Consider the following 25684-nt stretch of genomic DNA (forward strand, 5'->3'; position numbering starts at 1 on the left):
CGCAGCACCGCCGAAACAAAAAACAACTCAATCAGTTAACAGGCAAATCTGTGGCAAAGGCGTCGCGGAAACGACGCATCCGCCGTTATTTACGCGCAAGCAGCGCCTTGACCAGCTTTTCGTCGATCGCGCCGGTTGCCTTCATATCGTTGTCGGCCTGGAAGGCCATGATCGCGTTCTTGGTTTTCTGGCCCATCATGCCGTCGGGATTGCCGGCCTCGTAGCCGTTCTTGTTGAGAATGCGCTGGATGTTCTGGACCGCTTTCTTCATGTCGATGCCGGCGGTCGTCTGCGGTGTGCCGTCCTGCCACGATTCAGGAACGTCGGCCGAATTGGCGGCTGGATCGAGCGGCTTGGCCTTCCACAGTTCAGCCGCGGCCCGCGCACGCTCCAGCTGGTCGGGCCTCAGCGCCTTGGCGATCTCGTCGCGCTTGGCCGCCGCATCCTTGTCGCCGGTCTTGGCGACGAGTGCGAACCATTTGTAGCTCTCCTCGAGGTTCTGCTTCATGCCGACGCCCTTCGCCGCGAGGATGCCGAGATTGAACTGGCTATCCTTGACACCGAGATCCGCCGCCGCCTGGAACCAGCGCGCTGCCGATTCATTGTCGGTCACGCCATCCGTCGCCATCGCAAACAGCACGGCAAGATTGTGCATCGCGCTGGCATTGCCCTGCGCTGCGGCAAGCTGGTACCAGGTTTTCGCTTTCTTGATGTCGCGTGCGACGCCGACGCCCTTCTCGTAGAAATTGCCGATGCGGTATTCTGCCGGTACGAAACCGAGTTCGGCAGCTTTCTCATACCATTTGGCCGCCGCCGCCATGTCTTCTTTGACGCCGCGAGACTCGGCGTAGCGCGAGCCGATCTCGAACAGCGCCTTGGCGTCGCCGCCGGCCGCTGCATCGCGCAGGGCGGCCGGACCCGCATCGGCCGGAACGTCGATCTTGGCAACGCCTGCCGCGGCAGCATCCGCCGGCGGCACCGTGCCGGTCGTGTCCTGCGTCGCAGTGGTGGCTATAGCAGGCGCGGCAGCCATTGGCTCGGCGTCGCTGGCCGTCGCCGCTGCCGGCGCGGGCACTGCGGCCGCGGTGTCTTGCGCCGCCAGGTCAGCAGGCGCCGCGGAAGCCGAGGGCGCCGTCGATGTCTCGGCTGCCGGTGTAGCGGGGCCGGTTTGCGCCGCCGTGTCGTCCTTGGTCATCGATGCGGATGGCTCTGCCTGCCTGACGGTGGGCGACGGCGCGCTCTCCTGTGTTGTCGTCTGCGCGTCCGCCTTCGGCTCGCTGGCAACGCTGGCCAAAGCGGTTTCCACCGGCTGTACGGCCACGGCCGGTGCCGCCTCATTGTTGGTGACTTCGACCGGGTCGGAGAAGAAGGCTTTGCCCAGTTGCAGGCCGGCAAGCGCCAGCATGATGGCGATTGCCCCCATCAGGATCGGCTTGCGCCGCGCCTTGAGCAGGTCGCCGATCCTGAGTGCCTTGACCGGGCCTTTCATCGTCGACTGGCGCTTGAGGGCGTCCGCCTCGGCGGCCGCCGCTTGCGCAGCCCGTCTGGCTGCCGCGATGAAGTCCGATTTCGCCGCCTCAGCGCCGCCTTCCCGGGTCGGCTGCCCGCGCTCGTCGCGCACGCGCTTCATGATGGCGCTGAGGTCGGGTGCGCCGGAGCCGGGTTCCAGTGGCCGGTTGGCGAGCTTGGGGTCGAGGGGCTCGTCGAGATCGACGCTCGGTATCTCGGCGCTCTGCGCCGAGCCTGCAAGCGGCGGCATCTCGGCGTCCTTCTTGCCCTTCAAGGCGCGCGCCAGCCCGCCTAACATCGATTTCCTGCCGCCGCCTTGCTCGGTTTTTTCACGCGTCGTGTCTGAACCGAGAGCCGCCAGGGCTGCTGCGGCGGCGGCCTCGGCTGGCGTACGCGGACCTGGCTCGTCGCGCACGAGCGCCGCGGCGCGGCCGTCGAGATCGGCCATGCTGCCCGTCAACGGCAGCGGCTGGTCGAGGTCCATCGACGGTGCGTCCTGCACCGAGATCTTGGATGGCCGGCCGAAACGCTTGCTCAACTCCGCGCTTGCCGGTTCGCCCGTCTCCAATGAACCAAGCCTGTCAACGATCTTGAGCAGCGTATCGTGGATAGCCTCGAACGTTCTCGAATTGCGCTCGTCCGAACGGCGCGTCAGTGCCTCGAGCGTCTTCAGGTCCTGGGCGAGGCCGGTAACGGCCGCCGTGTTGGCGCTTGATCCGGCCAGTGAGCGGACGGCGCTCTCAGCCGCCTCGCGCGCCGCGCCGAGGATGGAATCGCGGGTTCCGGCCAGCGACTTCTCGATTTCGTTGAGACGCGGGCTGATGTCGTCGAATTCCGGCAGCGGCGTGCCGGGCTTGGAAAGATGCGCCGTCAGGCCGGCGACCTGCGCTTCAAGGCTGCGGATCAACGCCGGGTCGATGCTGGCGACCTGCGCCGCGGACGAATCCAGCCGGCTTGAGATGTCTTCGAGCCGGCTCTCCAAGCCACGGATCGCCGCCTCGTTGGCGGGATCTGGAACGCGCGTCTCAATCCGCTTGGCCAGCGCGGTGAAGCGGGCGTCGATAGCATCCATAATGCCGGCGCTATCGACCTGCGGCATGCGCTGGTCCAGCCTGTCGGCGACCTCGTCCAACCGGCGCTCAAGGTCGCGAAACAGCATGTTGCCTTGTTCGATTGCGTCGCCCTGGCGACGTTCCATCATGCTGGACAGCACGTCGAAGCGCTGCTCGAGCCCCTGGAAGATGTAGTCGGCGTCGGGCATGGCAGGCGCGTGGTCGATCTTGTCGGCAATAAGCGCGACTTGCCTGGCAAGGCGCTCCATCGCCTGTTCCGGCAGATTGGCTCGGCCGGCCAGTTCATCCACGCGGCTCGACAATGTGTTGAGACGGTCGATGACCTCCCGACCCGGACGATCCTGCGACACTTCTTCGATTTGCTGGGCCAGTGAATCGATCCGCTTCTCGATGCGTTCGAAGGGCTCGGGGTCGAACGAATTGGCTTGCGCGGCAACCGTCGAGGCGACGATCGCGCGGGAAATCTCGTCGAGCCGCTCGTCGATCTGACTGAATGTGTCGCCGCCGCGATTGTCCTGCTGGCGGGCGAAATGGTCGACCGCTCCGGCAAGCGTGCGGACCTTTTCCTCGAGCGAGCGCAGCGACAGCGATTCCGGCAGATTGCTGACGGCATTGCTGATCTGTTCGAGCCGCTCCGTCAGCGCCGACAGGCCGGGTGCATCGGAACGCTTGCGCTGATCGGCCTCGACGCGATCCTCGAAAGCGTTCCAGCGGCGGTCGAAATCGTCCCAGCGGCGTCCGACCGCCTGCACGCTCTCCTCGCGCGCCAGCGTATCGAGCGCGGCTTTGATCTGCTCAAGCTCGAGCCGCAGCATATTGACGCTTCTGTCGTCGCTTTTTTCGGCCAGTGTCTGGATGGCGCCGGAAAGCCGCTCGAATTCGACGCTGAGTTCGGCGCTGCCTTTGCCGCCGCCATTTGACTGGAAGGCTCGCCCAATATTCTTGCGCAGTACCTCGAACTCGCGTTGCAGGCCGGAGGTCATCTGCTGGCGCAAGTCTTCGCGCAGGCCGCGCAATTCCCCGGCGATCTTGCCGGCTAGGGCGACGCTGTCCTCCTGGCCGCGTACCCGGTCGATATCGCGGGCGATCGCCTGGTAATTCTGGTCGAAAGCCGCTGCTGGACCTTTCGGCCGCTGCGCGCGTGGATCCTCATACCGGCGCTGCTGGCCATAGGGTTGGGCGCTGGGATAGCGTGGTTCTGCCGCTGGTCGGCGCGGATCGGGGTGGCTTGCCGTCTCCTCGCGCGTCCGCTCCAGCCGCTGCTCCAGAGTTTCCAGGGAGCGGTTGAGCTCTTCAAGCGTCGTGTGCGGCCGGCGTTGCCTGCCGGCGTTGAGTGTATCGAGGTAGGACCGCTTGCTGTTCATCAATGCGCCCGTTTCAGAATTGCTGGCTTTCACCAGGTTCCCAAAGTCCTGCCGGGACGAAGGCGACTGCTTGGCTTGTTGCAGTGGAAGACGAGCTTCCCGGGTCTCATCCGCGCTCCGAAAAACCGTGAAAAATTCAGTACAGGATAGACACGGGTAACCGACATGCGCACATTTCGCCCCAACGTGGTAAACAACGCGTTAACCAAGCTTAAGAAGTTGCAACTTTGTCGGCTGGCCGCCGACGGCGCCGGGTGTCTTTTTTGGACGCGCAAAAGACGTTGTAGAATTTTGATCAGCCGCATGATCGCTCCCGAAATCGGCAACGACCTTTTAGGTTGTCCGCTGGTGCTGCGGCATAAAGTTGCAAGACCAGAACGCTCTTGCGTGGTGAGGCGGCTATCGATATAGAATTGACGTAAACGTAAATGAGCGGATTACGCCGTTTGCGATTTGTTTGTTGAAACCACGAGTGGAAGCACGCCCCCGCTTTCACTCAGGCGACGCAAGGTCCGCGACCGCGACGCCACCAGACGGGGAAAGCCAGTGACCATGAAACTTATTTCGCCCGGCCAAGCCGCGGCCAACACCAACGATATGTCGAGCGAAGCCGGTGAAGAGCTTGTCCGCATCGGCGAAATGGCCAAGAAATACGGAGTGACGCTGCGTACGCTGCGTTTCTATGAGGACAAGGGTCTGCTCAACCCGCAGCGCGACGGCTCGACCCGTCTCTATACACGCCGCGACAGGGCCCGGCTGAAGCTGATCCTGCTTGGCCGCAAGGTCGGGTTCTCGCTGCGCGACGTCAAGCAGATGATGGACCTCTATGATCCGAACGGCTCCAACACCAAGCAATTGCGGCTGGCGCTCGACAAGTCGGAGAAGCAGCTTGCCCGTCTGCAGAAGCAGCGGGCGCTGATCGACGACGCCATCAGCGAACTGAGTGCTTCGATGTCGACCGTCCGGCAAATGCTGATCGAGCGCTCGACGCCGCAGGCCAGCGTAGCGAGCTAAACTAAGCTTTCGATTTGTGACGAATAAGAGCCGCGTGGCTTTCGCTGCGCGGTTCTTCGTCGTTTGCCGTGCTTTGTCGTTTGTCGTCCTGGCGCGCGGGGGAAAATTTGACGCACCGCCGAATTGACGTTTACGCAAACGTCAATATTTGTTATCTCGACCACAACGTTGGTCCGTCTGCCATCCTCATATGCTGGGGCTGATTTCGGGGCCAAGACCGCATGGTGGAGGAAACGCATGCCGATCTACAGAGCGCCGGTCCGGGACACGCTGTTCGTGCTGAACGAAGTGCTGGGATATCGGCGTTATTCCAATCTTCCCGGATTTTCCGACGCGACGCCGGATGTGCTCGAGGCCATCCTTGCCGAGGGCGCGAAGCTCGCCGAAAACGTGATGCAGCCGCTGAACCGCGTTGGCGACGTGGAAGGCTGCATGCGCCATGACGACGGTTCGGTAACGACGCCGAAAGGCTTCAAGGAAGCTTTCGACCAGTATCGCGAAGGCGGCTGGATGGGGCTCGCGGCACCTGTCGAGTTTGGCGGGCAAGGCTTGCCCTACGCGGTGCACACTGCGGTTGCCGAATACATGGTGTCGGCCAATATGTCGCTGATGATGTATGCCGGCCTGACGCAAGGCGCGATCGCTGCGATCATCACCCATGGCACCAAAGAGCAGAAGGCAACATGGTTGCCGAAGCTGGTCGAGGGCGCCTGGACCGGCACCATGAACCTGACCGAGCCACACTGCGGAACCGATCTTGGCTTGCTGCGCACCAAGGCCGTCCCAAATGGCGACGGCACCTACAGGATCTCCGGTCAGAAGATCTTCATCTCGGCCGGCGAGCATGACATGTCGGACAATATCGTCCACCTGGTGCTGGCCCGTATCGAGGGCGCGCCGGATGGCGTGAAGGGCATCTCGCTGTTCATCGTGCCGAAGCTCAAGCTCGATGCCTCAGGCAATCCGGGCGAGAAGAACACCGTCTCCTGTGGCTCGATCGAGGAGAAGATGGGTATCCATGGCAACTCGACCTGCGTCATGAATTACGACGACGCTGAAGGCACGCTGCTCGGCGAGGCCAATGGCGGGCTGAAAGCAATGTTCACCATGATGAATGAGGCGCGGCTTGGCGTCGCCCTGCAGGGACTTTCGCTATCTGAGGTTGCCTACCAGAATGCGGTTTCCTACGCCAAGGATCGTCTGCAGGGCCGCTCGCTGTCAGGGCCGAAGGCGCCGGACAGGAAGGCCGATCCGATCATCGTCCATCCGGACATCCGCCGCAGCCTGATGACCATGAAGGCTTTCAACGAGGCCGGCCGCGCGCTGGCGCTGTGGACGGCGATCAAGTCCGACATCGCTCACCGCTCCGGTGACGACAAAGATCGCCAGGTCGCAGACGACTACACCGGCCTGATGACGCCGGTGGTCAAAGGCGTGCTCACCGACAAGGGGTTCGATCATGCGGTAATGGCGCAGCAGGTCTTCGGCGGCCACGGCTATATAGAAGAGCACGGCATGAGCCAGTTCGTCCGCGATGCGCGCATCGCCATGATCTATGAGGGTGCCAACGGCATCCAGGCGCTCGACCTCGTCGGCCGCAAGCTGGCCTTGAATGGCGGCCGCGCGGTCCAGGCTTTCTTTAAGGAAGTCGGAGAGTTCTGCGAGGAAAACCGCACCGACGAGACGATGGCGCCCTTCACCAAGGCGCTGAAGAAGGGCCTCAACGATCTGCAGACGGCGACGATGTGGCTGGTGCAGAACGGCATGGCCAAGCCCGATAACGCCGGTGCCGCCTCGACCGATTACATGCATCTCTTCGGCCTGGTGGCGCTGGGCTATATGTGGGCGCAGATGGCCAAGGTGGCCGCAGCGAAATTGGCGAACGGCGCCGACGGCGCTTCGTCCTTCTACGACAACAAGCTGGTGACGGCGCACTTCTTCATGGAGCGGATCATGCCGGAGACGTCGGCGCATCTTGCCCGCATCTCCAGCGGCGCCGACACATTGATGGCACTGCCGGCGGAAGCGTTCTAGGTTCGGCGTCTCCCTCCCGCTCGAGGGGATGGTGGCCCGAAGGGCCGGGAGGGGTCCTGCGTGCAGTGCGCCGACCTCCATTCTGGTGCATGCCTTGGAGGAAAATGATCGCAATGCCGTGGCACATGGCGCAGGTTGTAAAAGGTAAGGTCGAGCAAGTCATCGGCGACCCCACCCGGCCGCTTCGCGGCCACCCTCCCCTCGAGGGGGAGGGGAACGTCGGCGCGAGGGAGAAACCATGACCCACCCCGCCGAAATCCTTGGCCTTCCCAAGCCCGCCTGGGCGGCGGACGAGGTCGGCATGCTTTACGACATGGCGCACCGCTTCATGTCGGAAGAGATCGCGCCGCGTTACGACGAGTTCGAGAAGAACGAAATGGTCGACCGCGAGAGCTGGCTGAAGGCGGGTGCTGCCGGCCTGCTCTGCGCCTCTATGCCGGAGGAATATGGCGGATCGGGCGGCACCTTCGCGCATGAGAGCGCCATCATCGAGGCGATCGGCCATGTCGGCGTCGACGGGTTCGGCATTGGCCTGCACAATTCGATCGTTGCCCCCTACATCCTCCATTACGGCTCGGACGAGCAGAAGAAGAAATGGCTGCCGAGGCTGGCGACCGGCGAGCTGATCGGCGCCATCGCCATGACCGAGCCCGGTGCGGGCTCCGACCTTCAGAGCGTCAAGACGCGCGCCGAAAAGGACGGCAACCAGTACAAGCTCAACGGCTCGAAGACCTTTATCACCAACGGCCAGCTCGCCAATTTCATCATCGTCGTTGCCAAGACCGATCCTGAGAAGGGCGCCAAGGGCATCTCGCTGATCGTCGTCGAGACTGACGAGGTGGAAGGTTTCGAGCGCGGCCGCAACCTCGACAAGATCGGCCTCAAGGCCAACGACACGTCGGAACTGTTCTTCAACGACGTACGTGTGCCGACCTCGAACCTGCTCGGCAACGACGAAGGCCAGGGCTTCGTCCAGTTGATGCAACAATTGCCGCAGGAGCGGCTGCAGATCGGCACCACTGCTATCGCCATGGTCGAGCGGGCCTTGGCGCTTACCATCGACTACGTCAAGGAGCGCAAGGCCTTCGGCAAGCCCATCATCGAATTCCAGAACACCCAGTTCAAGCTTGCCGAATTGAAGACCGAGGCGACCATCGGCCGCGTCTTCTACAATGACTGCGTTGCCCGTCACATTAACGGCGGCCTCGACCCGGTGACCGCGTCTATGGCCAAATACTGGCTGTCGGACCTGCAAGGAAAAGTCGTCGACGAATGCCTTCAATTGCATGGCGGCTATGGCTACATGAATGAATATCCGATTGCGCGCATGTTCCGCGACGCCCGCGTCCAGCGCATCTACGGCGGCACCAACGAGATCATGAAATTGCTGATCGGGCGCTCGCTCTGAGCGAGTTTCAGCAAACCCAAGGAGCAGGAAAATGGCCGAAGCTTATGTCTATGATGCCGTGCGCACGCCGCGCGGCAGGGGCAAGAAGGATGGCTCGCTGCACGAAGTGCCGGCGGTGCGGCTCGGCGCCAAGGTGCTCGAGGCCATCCGCGACCGCAACGGGCTGGACACCGGCACCGTCGACGACATCATCTTCGGTTGTGTCGATCCGGTTGGCGAGGCGGGTGCGGTCATTCCACGTGCCGCCGCTTTCGAGGCCGGCTACGACACCAAGGCGCCTGGCATGCAGATATCGCGCTTCTGCGCCTCGGGCCTCGACGCCATCAATTTCGGCGCCGCCAAGATCGCGCAGGGCGCCGACGAGATCGTCATTGCCGGTGGCGTCGAATCGATGTCGCGCGTCGGCATGGGCGCCTCCGGCGGCGCCTGGTTCATGGACCCATCGGTCGGCCTGCCCGGCTGGTTCGTGCCGCAAGGAATCTCGGCCGACCTGATCGCCACCAAATACGGCTTTTCGCGCGACGACGTCGATGCCTACGCGGTCGAAAGCCAGAAGCGTGCCGCTAAGGCGTGGGGCGAGGGCCGCTTCAAGAATTCGGTGATCTCGGTCAAGGACCAGAACGGCCTGACCATCCTCGACCATGACGAACATATGCGGCCCTCGACCGACATGCAGTCGCTGGCCGCGCTCAACCCGTCCTTCGTCATGCCCGGCGAAATGGGCGGCTTCGACGCCGTCGCCGTGCAGAAGCATCCCGAGGTGGAACAGGTCAACCACGTCCACCATGCCGGCAATTCCTCCGGCATCGTCGATGGCGCGGCGGCCGTGCTGCTCGGCTCGAAAAAGGCGGGAAAGACGCTCGGCCTCAAGCCGCGCGCACGCATCCGCGCGTTCGCCAACATCGGCTCCGAACCGGTGCTGATGCTGACCGGCCCCGTCGACGTCACCGAGAAGCTGTTGAAGCGGGCGAAGATGAAGCTGTCGGACATCGACCTGTTCGAGCTCAACGAGGCCTTCGCTTCGGTGGTGCTGCGCTACATGCAGGCTTTCGACATTCCGCATGACCGGATCAACGTCAATGGTGGGGCCATCGCCATGGGCCATCCGCTCGGCGCCACCGGTGCGATGATCTTCGGTACGGTGCTGGACGAATTGGAACGCCGCGACCTCAACACCGCGCTGGTGACGCTTTGCATCGGCGCCGGCATGGGCACTGCAACGATCATCGAACGCGTCTGACGGAGAGAGATGATGAGCTACACCAATTTCACCCTCGACATCGACGCCGACGGCATTGCGCTGGTCACCTGGGACATGCCGGACCGTTCGATGAACGTCTTCACCGAGGAGGTGATGCTCGAACTGAATACCATCGTCGACAAAGTGGCGAGCGATGCAGCGATAAAGGGCGCGGTGATCACCTCCGGCAAGGATACGTTCTCGGGCGGCGCCGACATCACCATGCTGCAGAAGATGCTGGCGACCTTCGCCGCCGACAAGGCGAAGGACCCGGAGAAGGCGACCAAGGCGCTGTTCGACAATGCGGGCACCATGAACGGCCTGTTCCGTAAGCTGGAAACTTCGGGAAAGCCATGGGTTTCGGCGATCAACGGCACATGCATGGGTGGCGCGTTCGAATTGTCGCTCGCCTGCCATGGCCGTGTCGCGGCCGATTCAGACAAAGTGAGGATGGCGCTTCCCGAAGTGAAGATCGGCATTTTTCCGGGCGCCGGCGGCACCCAGCGCGTGCCACGGCTGACCGACCAGCAGCAGGCGCTGCAAATGCTGACGTCCGGCCAGACGCTGTCGCCTCAGAAGGCCAAGTCGATGGGCCTGATCCATGAGATTGCCGAGCCGGACAAGCTGGTCGAAACCGCCAAGGCGATGATCAGGAACGGCTTGAAACCGGTGGCGCCATGGGATGAAAAGGGCTTCAAGCTGCCCGGCGCCCCGATCTATTCGGTGGCCGGTGCCAATCTGTGGCCCCCGGCCATCGCCATTCTGCGCCGAGAGACCTATGGCAATTATCCCGCCGCTGCCGCCATCCTGAAATGCGTCTATGAGGGCCTGTTGGTGCCGTTCGACACCGCCTTGCGGATCGAGCAACGCTATTTCACCGAGATCATGCAGACCAGGGAAGCGGCAGCGATGATCCGTTCGCTGTTCGTGTCGCTGCAGGAACTGAACAAGGGCGCGCGCCGCCCGGCCGGTGTGCCGGAAACGAAGTTCAAGAAGATCGGCGTACTCGGCGCCGGCTTCATGGGCGCTGGCATTGCTTATGTGACGGCCAAGGCCGGCATTCCGGTGGTGCTGCTCGACCGCGACATGGAGTCCGCCGCCAAGGGCAAGGCGCATTCCGACAACCTGATCTCGGATCAGGTAAAGAAGGGCCGTGCCAAGCCGCAGGACAAATATCAGTTGCTGTCGCTAATCACGCCGACGGCCGACTATGCGGATCTCGCCGGCTGCGATCTTGTGGTCGAGGCGGTATTTGAGGATTCGGCCGTAAAGAAGGGTGCCACCGAACAGGCCGAGGCTGTGCTCAAGCCGTCGGCGATCTTCGCCTCGAATACGTCGACCATACCGATTACATCGCTGGCCAGGAATTCGGCGCGGCCGAAGAATTTCATCGGCATCCATTTCTTCTCGCCGGTCGACAAGATGATGCTGGTCGAGATCATCCTCGGCAAGAAGACCGGCGACAAGGCGCTGGCAACCGCGATCGACTTTGTCCGTGCCATCAAGAAAACGCCGATTGTCGTCAACGATACGCGCGGCTTCTATGTTAATCGCTGCGTGCTGCGCTACATGTCGGAGGCCTACAAGATGCTGATCGAAGGTGTTCCGGCGCCAATGATCGAGAACGCGGCCAAGGCCGCCGGCATGCCGGTCGGTCCTTTGGCGTTGACCGACGAGACGGCGATCGACCTTGCCCAGAAGATCATGAAGCAGACCATGCGCGACCTCGGCGACAAGGCGGTCGATCCGAAGCAGATGGCGCTGATCAACACGATGGTCGACACGCATGGTCGCTTGGGCCGCAAGAACGGCAAGGGCTTCTATGACTATCCGGCAAAACCGGCCAAGAAGAAGCTGTGGCCAGGCCTCAGGGATCTCTACCCGCAGCTGGCGCCGGAGCAGGTCGATTATGAGGAACTGAAGCAGCGGCTGCTGGTCACCATCGCGCTTGAGGCGGTACGGGTGATGGAAGAGGGCATCGTTACCGACCCACGCGAGGCCGATGTCGGCTCGATCCTGGCCTTCGGCTTCGCGCCCTATACAGGCGGTGCACTGTCCTACATCGACGGCATCGGCGCGAAGAAATTCGTCAAACTCGCCAAGCGCCTGCAGAAGAAATACGGCACCGAGTTCAAGGCGCCGAAGCTGCTGCTTGATATGGCCGAGAAGGGCGAGACCTTCTACGAGCGCTTCGATCCCTATACCAGGGACGAGGCCAAGGAGGCAGCCTGACGCCGTCTTCGGCGGTGGACAAGATGGCGGCCAAGGGGTAAAACAGGGAAGGTATTTTTTCCTGTTTCGAAGGAAGAGCAAGGTGCTCTCGCACGACCGCGTTTGGGCCGCCATCGACGCTCTTGCCGAGCGTTATTCGCTTTCGGCCTCTGGGCTGGCCAGGCGCGCTGGCCTCGACTCGACCGCCTTCAACAAATCGAAGCGGCTGTCCTCAGATGGACGGCCGCGCTGGCCGTCGACCGAATCGCTGGCCAAGATCATCGAGGCGACCGGCGCCTCGCTGGATGAATTTGCGGGGCTGGTCGAGGGTCGGGGTAATTCCGGCGCACTACCCGTGCAGAGATCGTCGGTGCCGCTGCTCGGCTTCGCCCAGGCGGGCGCCGGTGGCTTCTTCGACGACGCCGGGTTTCCAGCGGGGCAGGGATGGGACCTGATCGAGCTTCCGGCACGGGCAACCGAAACCTCCTATGCCTTGAAGGTCCAGGGCGATTCCATGCTGCCGCTCTATCGCAATGGCGATGTCCTGATCGTCGAGCCAGGGGCTACCATACGAAAGGGTGATCGCGTCGTCGTCAAGACCAATGCCGGCGAGGTGATGGCCAAGGTGCTCGACCGCCAGACACCGAGGTCGATCGCGCTGGTCTCCCTCAATCCCGATCACCCGGACCGCGACATCCCCATGCGCGATGTCGAATGGGTGGCGCGGATTGTCTGGGCAAGCCAGTAGGCGCGGGGCCGGTGCGTCTGCCTCACCTTGCCTTGGCTGTTCTGGCGATCCCGGCGATGGCCACGGCAATTGTCGCCGGCGGCCGCGCCGTCCAGAGCGAAAGCGGCGGCCCCTGGGAGCAAATCCAGGTCGGCGCTGAACCGCAGCCCGCCGCGCCGGCTACGTCGGCCATCCCGAAACCAGTGCCGGCCAAGCAGGCGGCGCATTCGAGGGCAATCGATCCAGAAATCGTGGTGCCGCCGCAGCTCGGTTCCAACGAGCTTGAACGGATAGAGCCGCGCGCCCCGTTGAGCGATCTGGCATTGGCCGGACCGCCCAAGCCGCCAAAAACGAAAATGCCCGACGACTGGAAAGGCACGAAACTATTCCAGCCCGTCGCGTCGGCCGCCGGGGTCATCGAAGCAAAGGGCTATTCGATTGCGGTTTCCGGTATCGACATCGTCAAGCAGGAGGAGACTTGCACCGACGGCGGCGAGTCCTGGAATTGCGGCATTCGGGCGCGAACGGCCTTCCGCGCCTTTCTCCGCAGTCGTGCGGTGGTCTGTGCCGTGCCGCCCGAAGGCGGTCCTGATCTGATCGCCGCCGAGTGCCGGATCGGCAATCAGGATATCGGCCAATGGCTGGTCGAAAATGGCTGGGCGCGCGCCGCCAAGGGCGGCCCTTACGTAGAAGCCGGCGAGAAGGCGCGTGCAGCAAAAAAAGGCGTCTTCGGGCCGCCGCCGAGCGTTTCAGGCCTGCCGCCGCTCCCGGCTGCTGCGTCGCGATCCGCGCCTGTAGCGCCTAGCTCGATCCTGGAGGAGCAAGACGGCGTCCTCATGCCGCCAGCTGACCAGCCAGCGCCCGCTGAATGAGCTCGCGCGTTTCGGCGATGCCGTAGAGCGCGGCGAAGGAGCCGAAGCGCGGCCCGCGTTCCTGACCTATCAGCACCTGATAGATCATCTGGAAGAAGGCGACGGAGACACCGGGTCCGCCCTCCGGGCTCTGCTTGGAATGATCCTGGTAGCGCTCGATCTTGCGCGCAACATTGAGGGCAGCGTTCTGGATTGCCTCGCTGTCGGCATCAGCCGGCAGCGCGGCGAGCGCTTCCGAAAGCTTGGTCAGCGCCTCGCGCTCGACCGCGTCGGCAGCACGGTACACTTTCGCCGGCTTCACGAAATCGTCGAAATAGCGGATGGCATATTCGGCCAGCCGGTCGAGCTCGGGATGGGTTGTCGGCGTCACACCCGGCGCGTGGCGCGAAATGAAACCCCACAGCACGTCCCTGTTCTGCGCATTCGAGGCGCTGACCAGGTTGAGCAGCAGCGAGAACGGAACCGGCAGGTCGACTGCCGGGGGATTGCCGTCATGCATGTGCCAGACCGGATTGCCCAGCCGCTCCTTCCAGTCCTGCCTCTGATAGGCAGAGAGGAACGTGTAATATTCGTCTACCGCCTTCGGGATGACGTCGAAATAAAGCTTCTTCGCGGTTCGCGGGCGCTGGAACATATAAAGGCTAAGGCTCTCGGTCGGCGCGTAAGTCAGCCACTCGTCGATGGTCAGCCCATTGCCCTTCGACTTCGAGATCTTCTGGCCGTTCTCATCGAGGAACAGCTCATAATTGAAGCCCTCCGGTGCCGGAGCATCGAGCGCGCGGCAAATCTGCCCGGCGAGCTTGACGGAATCGATCAGATCCTTGCCGGACATCTCGTAATCGACGCCGAGTGCTGCCCAGCGCATCGCCCAATCTGGCTTCCATTGCAGCTTGGCATGACCGCCGGTCACCGGCGTCTCGAAGCGCTCGCCGGTGTCCGGGTCGCGCCACACGATGGTGCCGGCGTCGAGCTTGCGCTCGTCGATCGCGACTTGCATGACGATGCCGGTCTTGGGATGGATCGGCAGGAAGGGCGAATAGCTCAGCGCCCGCTCCTCGCGCAGCGACGGCAGCATAATTGCCATCACCTTATCGAAGCGCTCGAGCATCTTGAGCAGCGTCGCGTCGAAGCGGCCGGAAGTATAATAGTCGGTCGAGGAAGCGAATTCGTAATCGAAGCCGAAACGGTCGAGGAAAGCGCGCAGCCGTGCGTTATTGGCGGCGCCGAAGGACGGATACTCATTGGAGAACGGGTCCGGTATCCTGGTCAGCGGCTTGCCGAGATAGGCGCGCAGCATGTCCTTGTTAGGCACATTGTCCGGCACCTTGCGCAATCCGTCCATGTCGTCGGAGAAGCACAGCAGCCGCGTCTTGACCTTGTCTTCAGTCAGCACGCGGAAGGCGTGGCGCACCATAGATGTGCGCGCCACCTCGCCGAACGTGCCGATGTGCGGCAGGCCGGACGGGCCGTAGCCGGTCTCGAACAGCACCGTTTCCGGGTAGCCGCTGCTCGCGTAGCGGGCGACGATCTTGTTCGCTTCCTCGAATGGCCACGCCTTGCTTTCGGCGGCGGCGGCGAGGACTTCCGGGCTGAGATCGATCGGCTGTTGTTCGGCCATGATGCTATTCCTGCAACTTTGCCAGCATCCATGCCGGCAGCCGCATGCTCTAGACCATGATCCCGAAAAGTGGAACCCGGTTTTCGGGCAGCACCGTGATCAGGCAAGAAGATTAAGAGCCCCCGTCCCGATAGTCAGGATGGATCAAGTTCCAAGGCGTGATCGGAGCGCCAACGATCGCGGCTGTTTTTCCTTGCGGCGCCGGTCCCTCGTTCCTAACTTCGGGACCGTCTCAAGGAGTTGTAAATGCCATTGTCGCCACACGAAGCCATGATCTACCTGATGGTCATCACCTCGGCGTCAGACCGCGACATGACCGACGTCGAACTGGCGCGGATCGGCGACGTCGTTCGATCCTGGCCGGTGTTTGAGGATTTCAACCAGGAGCGGCTGGTCGAGGTCGCCCAGGCCTGCCAGAAAATGCTGCATGAAAAGGATGGGCTGGAGGGCGTCCTGGCGCGCGTCGCCGAGGCGCTGCCCGAACGCCTGCGTGACACCGCCTATGCCGCCGCCTTCGAGGTCGCAGCTGTCGATCTCGAAATGCGCCTGGAGGAGGTGCGCGTCCTGCAGCTCGTCCGCCGGGAACTCGACCTCGATGCGCTGACGGTCGCCGCCATTGCGCGAGCCGCCAAGGCCCGCCTTCGCACGCTGACCTGAGCCGGCGGCCAAGCTCAGAAAAGACTGACGGGAAAATAGCGCAGATAGAACTCAGCGAACGTGCCTTTCACCGAGATTTCCTGCAGCGCGTAGTCGAAAGCGGCGGCCAGTGCCGGATCGTCGGCCCTAGTGGCGATTGCCATGCCTGAGCCGAGATATTCGGGCGCCAGATAGGGGCCGCCGGCAAAGCGGCAGCAGCCCGCTGCATCCGAACCGCCGAGCCAGAAGGCGAAACGCATGCCGTCGCCGAAGGCGGCGTCGATCTTGCCGGCTTTCAGCTCGCCATAAAGCTCCTCCGGCTTTGCGAACGGGACGATTTGGACGTCGCCGAAATAATCGCGCAGCATCCGCTCGTGCGCGGAGCCGGCGATCACGCCGACACGCTTGCTGCGCAGCTTGTCGAACATTGGTTCGGTCAGCGCCTGTGTCTTCAGCATGATGAAGCGTGCCGGAAATTGCAGGTAGGAGCGTGAAAATGCGTATTTCGACCGCGACTCCGGCGTCGCGGCGATGCCGGCAATGATCGCTTCGCCCTCGCCTTTCCCGAGCGCACCTTCGAGCTCGGCCCAGGGCAGCGCCTGGATCTGGCATTTTTCGGCAATGCCGAGCTCGGCGCAGATGGCGCGCGCCAGGTCGACATGGAAGCCCGACAGCCGGCCTGCCCCATCGAGGAAATTGAACGGCGGGAAATCCGTGGTGGTCAGGAATCGCAGCCGCGGCAGCATCGAAAGGTCCGGCTTTGGCAGCCGCTCCTTGGCGTCCCAGAACACCGGCACCTGCGGCTCCGCGGCGAGCGCAGCAGCCGCAAGCGATTGCGCTCCGATCAATATCAAGATCAATGAAATGGATATGCGCCGAAACGCCACGCGACGACTCCGTCCGGTCTTGCCCCGCCTTTCGTACGAAATAACACAGGTTTTTGTACGAAAAAAACACAGGTACGACGGTTTTTGGTTTCATCATTGCAATTTAGGGATATTGTTTAGTGAGTTTGCAAGTGACTGCGTGATGCCGGCTGAAGAGGAGCAGTAGGACGCACAGGGGAGGCAGCTTTGCAGTCCGGGGTTGATGGCGTGGTGCGGGTTGATCACTGCCATTGGCCTCAAGAGCGGAAGGCAACATGGGGTAGATGTTGCGATGGGTCATTTCGATCGTACGCTGGAGTTGATAGATCAGTTGCAGCACGCCGGCACAGCCGCCGCCGTCTGCGAAAAGCTGCTGGGGGTAACAAGCGGGTTCGGGCTGACGGCGCTGATGGCCGGGACGGTTCCGCAACCTGGCACGCCGAGAAACCAGCAAAAGGACCATGTGCTGCTCTGCGACTGGCCGGCTGAATGGCTTGAGCGCTACGTCGCGCGCAACTACGTCGATCACGACCCCGTCGTCAGCCACATGAAGCAGCTTCAAGCGCCATTCCAGTGGCGGGAAGCATCTCAGGGCATCCGCATCGGCAAGAGCGGCGGCGAGGTGATGGGCGATGCCGGCGAATTCAAGCTGCGCGACGGGTTGGCCTTCCCGCTAATCACGCTCGATGGCCAGATCGTCATGGTGTCGCTAGGCGGCGAGGCTGTCGAATTGTCGAGCGCCGAGTTCGGGTTGGTGTCGCTGGTCTCGACTTATGCGATTGGCCGCGCAATGCAGCTCCACACCATGGCGGGCAAAACCATCGATCATGTCGAATTAACGCCGCGTGAGCGCGAATGCCTGCAATGGGCTGCTGTTGGCAAGTCCGAATGGGAGATTTCACAAATTCTCGGCATTTCGGAACACACGTCAGAGAAACACCTTCTTAACGCCAAAAGCAAACTCGGTGCCGTCAACCGGGTCCAGGCCGTCGCGGAAGCGATAAGGCGCGGCTATATTAACTAGGTCGGCCGCGCCGGCCTAGAAATTCTTGCTTGCGTGATCGCGTAATTTTTTTGGGAAAGCACGGCCGTATCTTCCTGTTGAAACTAGGAGACGGCAAATGCTTTTTTCCCTCACGACCCAGGAATTGATGGAACGGCCCGACCTCTGGGAGGCAGTTCATCGTTTGCGTTACAGAGTTTTCGTCGAAGAGATGGGATGGACCGATCTGCAGCGCCCTGATGGCCTCGAGATCGATCAATTCGACCACGACGAGGCAGTGCACCAGATCGTCATCCGCAATGGCGAGCTCGCCGGTTATCAGCGGATGTTGCCGACGACCCGGGCACATCTTCTAACCGATGTGCTGGCGGACCTTTATGAGGGAACCCCACCGTCGGGCCCGAATGTCTATGAACTGACCCGCTATGCGGTTGCGCCGGGATTCCGCGACGGTCGGCGCGGCGTGTCGACGGTCGGCACCGAGCTGATCGCCGGCTTCGTCGAGTGGGGTCTGAAGCGCAACGTCAACCAGGTGATCATCGAATTCGAGCCGATGTGGGTGCTTCGCGCGCTGCAGCTGCATTTCCTGGCAACGCCGCTCGGTTACCAGCGTACCTATGGCAACCAGCAGGTGGTTGCCACACTGCTCACCTTCAACGAGCACACGCTCGACGTGGTGCGTTCGCGCCGCAACCATTTTGCGCCGGTGCTGGCCAGAGGGTACCCGGACATGCTCGGACAGAGACGCGCCTCGTGAGATTGGAGAGAGGCCATGAACGTTCACTCAAAAGCAGAATTCCGCAATCACACGCTGATCGTCACGGTATCGTCGGGTGACGGCCGCCCGGTGCTGGACAGGCGGGCCTATGAAAGCCTGGCCAGGACATTCCACGAAGCCGCTGTCGACGACGACGTCCGCGTCGTGGTCCTGCGCGGCTTGGCCGGGTGCTTCTGCCTCGGTGCCGATTTCTCCGAATTTCTCGACGCCACCAAACATCGGCGACTGATCGCCGCCGTCACCGATATGTTCCGCACGCTGGCGACGTTCCCGAAACCGGTCCTTGCCTGTGTCGACGGCGACGCCGTCGGCGTCGGTTGCACCATCCTGTTCCACTGCGACATGGTGATCGCCTCGAGCAAGAGCACGTTTCGGGTGCCGTTCGTCGATTTCGGCCTGGTGCCGGACGCGGCGACCAGCATTCTGGCGCCGCAGAAGCTCGGCTATGCCGGGGCGTTCCGCTTCTTCTGCCTGGGCGACACGCTCGCCGCCGAAGATGCCAGGGCACTGGGCCTTGTCGGCGAGATCGTGACGGACGGCAGCGTCGAGGAAGCCACGTTGGCAAGAGCCAGGCAACTCGCCAAGAAGCCTGTCGCGGCGCTGCTACAGACGCGCGACCTGCTTAGGGGCGACACCGGCGCGCTCTGCGACCGCATCGACCAGGAGATCTCGCTTTTCCAGCAGGCGCTGCAGGACGACACCACGCTGAAGCGACTGCAGCGGATTGCCCGGCTGGCGGCATGAGAGCCGCGTATCGATGAGGTGAGCTTATTTTTCGAGGAAAGTCGGCCCTTCGCCGATGATCTTCTTGTCCTCCTTGCCGATGACGTCGAGGTAGCGGCCGTCATAGGGAAGCGAAAGGAGAATGCGCTGCATGACGGCCAGCCGAGCGCGCCGTTTGTCGTTCGCCCGCACAATGATCCAGGGCGCGAACTCCTTGTGCGTGCGCTCGACCATCAGGTCGCGCGCTTTGGTGTATTCGTCCCATTTGGTGATGCCGGCGATGTCGATTGGCGAAAACTTCCAGCTCTTCAGCGGGCTCCAGCGGCGGTCGTGGAATCGCTCGAGCTGCGTTTCCCGGCCGATGTTCAGCCAGAATTTGAAGAAATGTATGCCCTCGTTGCGGATCATCCGCTCGAAATGCGGAACCTCGTCCAGAAATTGCTCGTGCTGCTCGGGCGTGCAGAATCCCATCACCGGTTCAACGCCGGCGCGGTTATACCAGGAGCGGTCGAAGGTGACGAATTCGCCCGACGTCGGGAAGTGGTCGACGTAGCGCTGGAAGTACCATTGTCCAAGCTCGGTGGGCGTTGGCTTGGTCAGCGCCACGTTGCGCGCCGTGCGAGGGTTCAGATACTGGCGCAAAACGAAGATCGTGCCGCCCTTGCCGGCAGCGTCGCGCCCCTCGAACAGCGACATTACCCGCTTGCCCGTCGACTGCAGCCACGCCTGCGCCTTGACCAGCTCGATCTGCAGCTTCTCTAGCCTCTCGTCATACTCCTCGCTCTTCATCTTCTTGTCGTAAGGGTAACCGCCGGCGGTGAGCTTGCGGTCCTCGACCCAGTCGGGAAGCGCGGGGGCCTCGATGTCGAACGCCCTCTCCTTGCCGTCGATCATGATCTTCAGCGGCCCCGATGAGGGTGCGGCGGGGCTTTCCTTAGCGTTTTTCATCGAGGCGAACCTTTCCAGCTTCCGGACTCGTGCTATTGGGAGCCTTACTGCATCGGCCCGAAAATCGGAATCGATTTTCGGAAAGAACGATGCAGCAGATAAAGTGGTAGAGCGTCCTTTGTGCGTCCAATTGGACGCACTGCGCTCTAGCGCCGGTCCAGCAAGAAGTTCTTGAAGTGGCCGCAGACGGAGCGCAAATGGCCGACATCGGCACAGAGCGGAGAGGCAGGGCGCAAGCCGTCGCCATGCGGCTGTGGAACAGCCGCTGGCTGCTGGCGGCCGGCCTCGTTGCGGTTCTGATGGTCTATGGTTTTGCCGGCATGTCTGGCTATGTGGTGCTGCTGGCTGGCGCCGTGCTGGTTGCCGCTGCGATGCTGCCGGCCGGCATCGCCCGCCAATCGACCGAAAATGCCGCGGCCATCGAGTCGAGCGTGCAACAACTTTCCGGCGAATATCTCGCGGCGGCGGTTGCCGATCCGCTGATCATTTTCGATCGCTCCGCCGCCATCGTCCACGCCAACGCCGCTGCCTTTGCCGCCTTCGGCGGGATTGCCCCCGGCATGTCGCTGTCGCTGAAATTCCGCGCGCCGGAAATGCAGGGCTTGCTGGATAGTATCTTGGCGGGCAACGTCGCTTCGGACAGCGTCGACTACATAGAAAAGCTGCCGGTCGAACGAGCCTATCGGGTGAGCGCGTCTTCAGTCGGCCATGCCACGGATCTCTACGTACTGGTGTTCAAGGACCAGAGTGAGGCGCGCCGGATCGACAGAATGCGTGCCGACTTCATTGCCAATGCCAGCCACGAGCTGCGCACGCCTCTCGCCTCGATCGCCGGCTTCATCGAGACGCTGCGCGGGCCGGCCCGCAACGACCCCGCGGCGCGCGAGCAGTTCCTGCAGATCATGCAGAACCAGACCAGCCGCATGGCGCGCCTCATCGACGACCTTCTGTCGCTGTCGCGCCTGGAGATGAAGCCCTATCTCAAGCCGGGAACCGAGGTCGACCTGCGCCAGGCCATCGACAGCGTCATCGATTCGCTTGGGCCGCTCGCAAAGGAAAACGGCGTCGTCATCGAGCGTGATTTCGCGGAAGGGCCGCTCGACGTGCCCGGCGATCGGGACGAGCTTTTCCAGGTCTTCGAAAACCTGCTGGAAAACGCCTGCAAATATGGTCAGTCGGGCGGACGCGTCGTGGTGTCGATCATACGCAGCGACAGCGATCCCGAACCGGGCATCGACGTCACCATCAGGGACTTCGGCCCCGGCATCCCCGAAGAGCACATCCCGCGCATCACCGAGCGCTTCTACCGCGTCGACGTCGAGAACAGCCGAACCCAGAAGGGCACCGGCCTTGGCCTGTCCATCGTCAAGCATATCCTGACCCGCCACAACGCCAGACTCTCCATCAGGTCGGAGGTCGGCAAGGGTGCGGCGTTCACGGTCCATTTGCCGGCTCGCTAACGTAGTACTATCTCTAGCACATAATGGGCCGTTTCTTTTTTCTGTCATCCGGCTAGCGTATCAGCGGGGATTCGAGGGAACGACTCAACCACGAGATCCCGGGAAGGCATTTCGTCCATGCAGTCCGTGCATATCGTCAGCGCCTATGACGAGGAGCTGAAATATCTGTCGAAGCGCATCGCGGCGATGGGCGGGCATGCCGAGCGCATGGTCGAGCAGGCGGTCGCGGCGCTGGTCAATGCGGATCCGGGGCTTGCCCAGAAAGTCATTCGGGACGACCTGGTTCTGGATGAGGGACAGCGCGAGATCGACGACAAGGCGATCATCATCATCGCTAAACGCCAGCCGATGGCGACGGATCTGCGCGAGATCGTCGGCGCGATCCGCATCTCGGCTGACCTCGAACGGATAGGCGACCTCGGCAAGAACGTCGCCAAGCGGGTGGTTGCCGTCGCAGACGGGCGCCAGCCGAACAGCCTGTTCCGCGGCCTCGAGGCTTTGGCCAATCTGGCACTGACCCAGCTCAAGGAAGTACTCGACGTCTATGCGTCGCGGTCGGTGGAGAAAATCGGTTTCGTGCGCGACCGCGACGACCAGATCGACGCCATGTACACCTCTCTGTTTCGCGAATTGCTGACCTACATGATGGAAGACCCACGCAACATCACGCCCTGCACACATCTCCTGTTTTGCGCCAAGAACATCGAGCGCATCGGCGACCACGCTACCAACATCGCCGAGACGATCTACTATATCGTCACCGGCGATCAGATGCCGGCCGATCGTCCGAAGGGCGACAAGACGGACAAGATTATTCTTCCCGCAACCCAACCAGCGAAGTGAGTTCTCTCAGCACTGATGCGAATTTCGGATTCGCCACCTGACAGAAAATTGCGCTAAGCTTTCGACGCGCCGACTTCTCAGTTCCGCGATGAAGGCCCCGCCTTCAGGAGGCTGCGATGGCATACGTCCGCGAGTTTGCTCCTGCGCCGCCGATGTCGGGTATAATCGCTTGCGGCGTCTATACGGCTGGGCGGCGCATCGCCGACATTCCGATCGAGGAAGCCGGCGAATGGGCCGGGAAGCCGGGTCACGTGGTCTGGATCGGACTGCTGGAGCCCGACCGCAATTTGCTGCTGCGCGTCCAGGCGCAATTCCATCTGCATGAGCTGGCGATCGAGGACGCCGAGCATCCGCACCAGCGACCGAAGATCGAGCAATATGGTGATGCCCTGTTCATAGTTGCCCGCACGGCGCAGCTGATCGAGAGCCGCGTCACCTTCGGCGAGACGCATCTGTTCGTCGGCGCGGGCTACATTGTCAGCGTCAGGCATGGCCCGTCGACCTCCTACGCCGCCGTTCGGCAGCATTGGGAAAGCTGCCCGCATTCCCTTGCCAAGGGCGAGGATTTCGTCCTCTACGCCATTCTCGATTTCATCGTCGACAACTATATGCCGGTGCTTGAGCAGATCGAAAACGAGGTCGAGGCGATCGAGGACAAGGTTCTGCTGAAACCGATGACCGGTTCCGATATCGAACGGCTTTACATGCTGCGCCGCGATCTCTTGCGCCTGCGTAATGCGGCCCTGCCGCTGGTGGAGGTCTGCCGGCGGCTCACCAGCGCCGATCTGCCGCAAATCCACACAGCCATGCACCCGCTGTTTCGCGACGTCACCGACCACATCCGCACTGTCCAGGAAAAGATCGACAGCCTGCGTGAGGTTCTCGCCTTCGCCTTCGAGGCGAGCCTTCTGGTCGGTCAAAGCCAGGAGACGGCGATCTCCAAGAAGCTTGCCTCATGGGCCGCAATCTTGGCCGTGCCGACGGCATTCGCCGGCATTTACGGCATGAATTTCAGCGACATGCCGGAACTGAGGATGGAATATGGCTACCCGGCCGTCCTGGCGGCAATTGCCCTGATCTGCACGTTTCTTTACTGGCGGTTTCGCAAGAACGGGTGGCTTTGAAGCGAGGGCAGCAGGGCAGTAGGGCAGTAGGGCAGTAGGGCGGCAGTAGGGCGGCAGTAGGGCAGTAGGCTATCGCTTCGGGAGCGCGCTTCTCTACAATTCACCTACTGCCGTACTGCCTTGCTCCCCTATTCCCCTAACTATCTGCTCCGCCGCCGCTCCGATGCCGGCTGGAACGCCACGCGGGCGTGGTACTTGCAGTAGGGGCCGGTTTCGGCGGCGTCGTTGCCGCAGAAATGGAAGTCTTCCGAAAGCGGATCGCCGTTCGGCCATTTGCAAGTGCGCTCGTTTAGTTCGACAAGTTGCAGATGCCGCGAGATCGGCACGACGACGTTCTCGACCGGGCGAATATAGTGGCGCGCCACCGGTTCGGCATCGAACTGCGCCTTGAGCGCGGTCGCACCGATCGACATCGAGGTGGTGGCATGGCGCGTGGCGCTTGCTGCCCGGGACACCGATTTCTGGATCGTCGATCCCTGCACCGTCTTCTTCTGGCGTGCCGGTGAGGCGGTCGTGCGTCCGCGACCGGACAGTTTCAGCCGGTGCACTTTGCCGATGACCGCATTGCGGCTGACCCCGCCAAGCTGTGCGGCGATCTGGCTGGCGCTGAGGCCCTCCGACCACAATTTTCTGAGAAGTTCGACTCGCTCGTCAGTCCAGTTCATGAGACCGCGCTCCTGCTGAAACGTGCGGCAATCGGAATCCATTCCCGACCCGGCTTCTGCCGGGCAGACACCACATATATCGGGTGATTAGGTCCGCCGCACGAAATCTAGTTATTTCTCTACTACAATTACCTTATGCGCTGACTCGGTGACAAGAGTCCCAAGGCCAACACGAATCGGTTTTTTCGGTTTTCCCCAACTTGCCCGGTCGCTTATGAGCCGGCGTTATGCTGGGGGGCTTGCCGCGCGACCTTGCGCGACCTTTTCGTTGACTTCACGGCCGAAAAACACGATAAGCCACAAGGGCCGCCGCTTTGGCGGCTTTTTGATTTTTCCGGTTCCGGAGACGCATATAATGAGCGGTTCGGCGCTTTTCGAGACCTTTGTTCGCGCACCCCTGGCTTTCGACCACGGTGAAGGCACCTGGCTGGTCACCGACAAGGGCGAGCGATATCTCGATTTCGCCGGCGGCATCGCCGTGAATTCGTTGGGCTACAGCCATCCGCATCTGGTCGCGGCCCTCACCGAGCAGGCCGCCAAGCTCTGGCACGTCTCCAATCTGTACGAGATTCCGGGACAGAGCCGGCTCGGCGAGCGGCTGGCCGACGCAAGCTTTGCCGACAAGGTGTTCTTCACCAATTCCGGCGCAGAGGCGCTCGAATGCGCCATCAAGACGGCGCGGCGGTACCACTTCGTCAAGGGCCATCCCGAGCGCTACCGCACAATCACCTTCGAAGGCGCCTTCCACGGCCGCACCCTGGCGACCATCGCCGCCGGCGGCCAGTACAAGTATCTGGAAGGTTTCGGCCCCAAGGTCGACGGCTTCGACCAGGTCGGTTTCGACGATGTGGATGCCGCCGAGAAGGCGATCACGCCTGAAACCGCGGCGATCCTGATCGAGCCGGTGCAAGGGGAGGGCGGCATCAGGCAAGTGCCGACGCAATCGCTGAAGCGGCTCAGGCAGCTCTGCGATCAGCACGGACTGCTCCTGATTTTCGACGAGGTCCAATGCGGCGTCGGCCGCACCGGAAAGCTGTTCGCGCATGAATGGGCGGGTGTCACACCCGACCTCATGGCGGTGGCCAAAGGCATCGGCGGCGGCTTCCCGATGGGTGCCTGCCTCGCCACCGACGAGGCAGCGGTCGGCATGACCGCCGGCGTGCACGGCACCACCTTCGGCGGCAATCCGCTGGCAATGGCGGTCGGCAACGCCGTGCTCGACGTGGTGCTGGAAGACGGCTTTCTCGAAGACGTCCGGCGCAAGGCACTGCTGTTGAAGCAGGGGCTCGCTGGCGTCGCCGACGAATTTCCGGATGTTATCGAAAGCATCAGGGGCACCGGCCTGATGCTCGGGCTTAAATGCGCGATGCCCAACACCAAGGTTACGGTGGCACTGCGTGACCAGCATCTCTTGACGGTTCCGGCCGGCGACAACGTTATCCGCCTGCTACCGCCTCTCACCGTCACCGACGCCGAGATCCACGAAGCGCTCGAGCGCATTCGTGCCGGCGCCAAGAGCCTGGCAGATGCCATCGTCGCTGCCGCTGCGAAGTAATCCTGGAATTCCT

Annotated in this window: 20 protein-coding genes; 15 read left to right on the forward strand and 5 right to left on the reverse strand. The window is 62.4% G+C overall.

All coding sequences use genetic code 11. The annotated features are described in order from the left end of the window. Positions 1-85: 85 nt before the first annotated feature. Positions 86-3946, reverse strand: a complete 3861-nt coding sequence (locus NKI47_RS08300) for a peptidoglycan-binding protein (RefSeq protein WP_352589114.1) — start codon at positions 3944-3946, stop codon at positions 86-88. Positions 3947-4498: 552 nt separating this feature from the next. Between NKI47_RS08300 and NKI47_RS08305 the strand changes: the two genes are divergently transcribed. The 7 genes from NKI47_RS08305 to NKI47_RS08335 all read left to right on the forward strand — a co-directional run bounded on the left by NKI47_RS08305 (position 4499) and on the right by NKI47_RS08335 (position 13452). Continuing rightward, positions 4499-4960 carry a MerR family transcriptional regulator gene (locus tag NKI47_RS08305; protein ID WP_023677331.1) on the forward strand — a complete coding sequence of 154 codons (462 nt, stop codon included), beginning with the start codon at positions 4499-4501 and terminating at the stop codon, positions 4958-4960. 237 nt (positions 4961-5197) lie between these two features. After that, positions 5198-6994 carry an acyl-CoA dehydrogenase gene (locus NKI47_RS08310; RefSeq protein WP_352589117.1) on the forward strand — a complete coding sequence of 599 codons (1797 nt, stop codon included), beginning with the start codon at positions 5198-5200 and terminating at the stop codon, positions 6992-6994. Positions 6995-7232: 238 nt separating this feature from the next. Continuing rightward, on the forward strand, positions 7233-8402 hold the full coding sequence (locus tag NKI47_RS08315; RefSeq protein ID WP_023677334.1) for an acyl-CoA dehydrogenase family protein: 1170 nt from the start codon (positions 7233-7235) through the stop codon (positions 8400-8402). 31 nt (positions 8403-8433) lie between these two features. Next, positions 8434-9642, forward strand: a complete 1209-nt coding sequence (locus NKI47_RS08320) for an acetyl-CoA C-acetyltransferase (RefSeq protein WP_352589120.1) — start codon at positions 8434-8436, stop codon at positions 9640-9642. A gap of 12 nt (positions 9643-9654) precedes the next feature. Continuing rightward, entirely contained in the window at positions 9655-11874 is a 2220-nt protein-coding gene (locus NKI47_RS08325; RefSeq protein WP_352589123.1) for a 3-hydroxyacyl-CoA dehydrogenase NAD-binding domain-containing protein, read from the forward strand. Positions 11875-11956: 82 nt separating this feature from the next. After that, positions 11957-12601: a S24 family peptidase gene (locus tag NKI47_RS08330; RefSeq protein WP_023677336.1), complete on the forward strand. Its 645-nt coding sequence runs from the start codon at positions 11957-11959 to the stop codon at positions 12599-12601. 11 nt (positions 12602-12612) lie between these two features. Next, positions 12613-13452, forward strand: a complete 840-nt coding sequence (locus NKI47_RS08335; RefSeq protein WP_023677337.1) for a thermonuclease family protein — start codon at positions 12613-12615, stop codon at positions 13450-13452. On the opposite strand, the gene NKI47_RS08340 is transcribed toward NKI47_RS08335, so the two are convergent. After that, complete coding sequence (locus NKI47_RS08340; protein WP_352589126.1) at positions 13415-15070, reverse strand: lysine--tRNA ligase; 1656 nt, start codon at positions 15068-15070, stop codon at positions 13415-13417. The two genes, NKI47_RS08335 and NKI47_RS08340, sit on opposite strands and share 38 nt — an antisense overlap. Before the next feature lie 246 nt (positions 15071-15316). Here NKI47_RS08340 and NKI47_RS08345 point away from each other — a divergent pair, with 246 nt between their 5' ends. After that, positions 15317-15727 carry a tellurite resistance TerB family protein gene (locus tag NKI47_RS08345; protein WP_023677339.1) on the forward strand — a complete coding sequence of 137 codons (411 nt, stop codon included), beginning with the start codon at positions 15317-15319 and terminating at the stop codon, positions 15725-15727. A 14-nt stretch (positions 15728-15741) separates the two neighbouring features. On the opposite strand, the gene NKI47_RS08350 is transcribed toward NKI47_RS08345, so the two are convergent. Beyond that, entirely contained in the window at positions 15742-16593 is an 852-nt protein-coding gene (locus NKI47_RS08350) for an ABC transporter substrate-binding protein (RefSeq protein WP_352589129.1), read from the reverse strand. A 271-nt stretch (positions 16594-16864) separates the two neighbouring features. On the opposite strand from NKI47_RS08350, the gene NKI47_RS08355 reads away from it, so the two are divergent. The 3 genes from NKI47_RS08355 to NKI47_RS08365 all read left to right on the forward strand — a co-directional run bounded on the left by NKI47_RS08355 (position 16865) and on the right by NKI47_RS08365 (position 19097). Next, positions 16865-17596 carry a helix-turn-helix transcriptional regulator gene (locus tag NKI47_RS08355; protein ID WP_023677341.1) on the forward strand — a complete coding sequence of 244 codons (732 nt, stop codon included), beginning with the start codon at positions 16865-16867 and terminating at the stop codon, positions 17594-17596. A gap of 97 nt (positions 17597-17693) precedes the next feature. Continuing rightward, positions 17694-18332 carry an acyl-homoserine-lactone synthase gene (locus tag NKI47_RS08360; RefSeq protein ID WP_023677342.1) on the forward strand — a complete coding sequence of 213 codons (639 nt, stop codon included), beginning with the start codon at positions 17694-17696 and terminating at the stop codon, positions 18330-18332. Positions 18333-18347: 15 nt separating this feature from the next. After that, entirely contained in the window at positions 18348-19097 is a 750-nt protein-coding gene (locus NKI47_RS08365) for an enoyl-CoA hydratase-related protein (protein ID WP_023677343.1), read from the forward strand. Between the two features lie 24 nt (positions 19098-19121). Here the strand turns inward: NKI47_RS08365 and ppk2 are convergent, their stop codons facing one another. Further along, on the reverse strand, positions 19122-20024 hold the full coding sequence (gene ppk2, locus NKI47_RS08370) for a polyphosphate kinase 2 (RefSeq protein WP_352589132.1): 903 nt from the start codon (positions 20022-20024) through the stop codon (positions 19122-19124). A 197-nt stretch (positions 20025-20221) separates the two neighbouring features. Here ppk2 and NKI47_RS08375 point away from each other — a divergent pair, with 197 nt between their 5' ends. From NKI47_RS08375 to NKI47_RS08385, 3 genes are all read left to right on the forward strand, one after another. Further along, positions 20222-21484 (forward strand): sensor histidine kinase, encoded by a 1263-nt coding sequence (locus NKI47_RS08375; RefSeq protein ID WP_352589135.1) that lies wholly within the window; start codon positions 20222-20224, stop codon positions 21482-21484. 117 nt (positions 21485-21601) lie between these two features. Continuing rightward, positions 21602-22327: a phosphate signaling complex protein PhoU gene (gene phoU, locus NKI47_RS08380; RefSeq protein WP_352589138.1), complete on the forward strand. Its 726-nt coding sequence runs from the start codon at positions 21602-21604 to the stop codon at positions 22325-22327. A 116-nt stretch (positions 22328-22443) separates the two neighbouring features. After that, positions 22444-23451 (forward strand): magnesium and cobalt transport protein CorA, encoded by a 1008-nt coding sequence (locus tag NKI47_RS08385; protein ID WP_352589141.1) that lies wholly within the window; start codon positions 22444-22446, stop codon positions 23449-23451. A 140-nt stretch (positions 23452-23591) separates the two neighbouring features. Here NKI47_RS08385 and NKI47_RS08390 read toward each other — a convergent pair whose 3' ends face one another. Beyond that, positions 23592-24116, reverse strand: a complete 525-nt coding sequence (locus NKI47_RS08390) for a GcrA family cell cycle regulator (RefSeq protein ID WP_023677348.1) — start codon at positions 24114-24116, stop codon at positions 23592-23594. A gap of 355 nt (positions 24117-24471) precedes the next feature. Here NKI47_RS08390 and NKI47_RS08395 point away from each other — a divergent pair, with 355 nt between their 5' ends. Further along, positions 24472-25671 carry an aspartate aminotransferase family protein gene (locus NKI47_RS08395; RefSeq protein WP_023677349.1) on the forward strand — a complete coding sequence of 400 codons (1200 nt, stop codon included), beginning with the start codon at positions 24472-24474 and terminating at the stop codon, positions 25669-25671. Positions 25672-25684 lie beyond the last annotated feature (13 nt).

The organism is Mesorhizobium sp. M0633 (genome assembly GCF_040320645.1).
Lineage (GTDB): Bacteria > Pseudomonadota > Alphaproteobacteria > Rhizobiales > Rhizobiaceae > Mesorhizobium.

Bases quoted from the DNA above. Each gene is read 5' to 3' on its own strand.
- NKI47_RS08315 (WP_023677334.1), top strand. From the start codon at position 7,233: ATGACCCACCCCGCCGAAATCCTTGGCCTTCCCAAGCCCGCCTGGGCG.
- NKI47_RS08385 (WP_352589141.1), top strand. From the start codon at position 22,444: ATGGCATACGTCCGCGAGTTTGCTCCTGCGCCGCCGATGTCGGGTATA.
- NKI47_RS08365 (WP_023677343.1), top strand. From the start codon at position 18,348: ATGAACGTTCACTCAAAAGCAGAATTCCGCAATCACACGCTGATCGTC.
- NKI47_RS08340 (WP_352589126.1), bottom strand. From the start codon at position 15,070: ATGGCCGAACAACAGCCGATCGATCTCAGCCCGGAAGTCCTCGCCGCC.
- ppk2 (WP_352589132.1), bottom strand. From the start codon at position 20,024: ATGAAAAACGCTAAGGAAAGCCCCGCCGCACCCTCATCGGGGCCGCTG.
- NKI47_RS08360 (WP_023677342.1), top strand. From the start codon at position 17,694: ATGCTTTTTTCCCTCACGACCCAGGAATTGATGGAACGGCCCGACCTC.
- NKI47_RS08325 (WP_352589123.1), top strand. From the start codon at position 9,655: ATGAGCTACACCAATTTCACCCTCGACATCGACGCCGACGGCATTGCG.
- NKI47_RS08300 (WP_352589114.1), bottom strand. From the start codon at position 3,946: ATGAACAGCAAGCGGTCCTACCTCGATACACTCAACGCCGGCAGGCAA.
- NKI47_RS08355 (WP_023677341.1), top strand. From the start codon at position 16,865: ATGGGTCATTTCGATCGTACGCTGGAGTTGATAGATCAGTTGCAGCAC.
- NKI47_RS08320 (WP_352589120.1), top strand. From the start codon at position 8,434: ATGGCCGAAGCTTATGTCTATGATGCCGTGCGCACGCCGCGCGGCAGG.
- NKI47_RS08390 (WP_023677348.1), bottom strand. From the start codon at position 24,116: ATGAACTGGACTGACGAGCGAGTCGAACTTCTCAGAAAATTGTGGTCG.
- NKI47_RS08310 (WP_352589117.1), top strand. From the start codon at position 5,198: ATGCCGATCTACAGAGCGCCGGTCCGGGACACGCTGTTCGTGCTGAAC.
- NKI47_RS08375 (WP_352589135.1), top strand. From the start codon at position 20,222: ATGGCCGACATCGGCACAGAGCGGAGAGGCAGGGCGCAAGCCGTCGCC.
- NKI47_RS08305 (WP_023677331.1), top strand. From the start codon at position 4,499: ATGAAACTTATTTCGCCCGGCCAAGCCGCGGCCAACACCAACGATATG.
- NKI47_RS08395 (WP_023677349.1), top strand. From the start codon at position 24,472: ATGAGCGGTTCGGCGCTTTTCGAGACCTTTGTTCGCGCACCCCTGGCT.
- phoU (WP_352589138.1), top strand. From the start codon at position 21,602: ATGCAGTCCGTGCATATCGTCAGCGCCTATGACGAGGAGCTGAAATAT.
- NKI47_RS08345 (WP_023677339.1), top strand. From the start codon at position 15,317: ATGCCATTGTCGCCACACGAAGCCATGATCTACCTGATGGTCATCACC.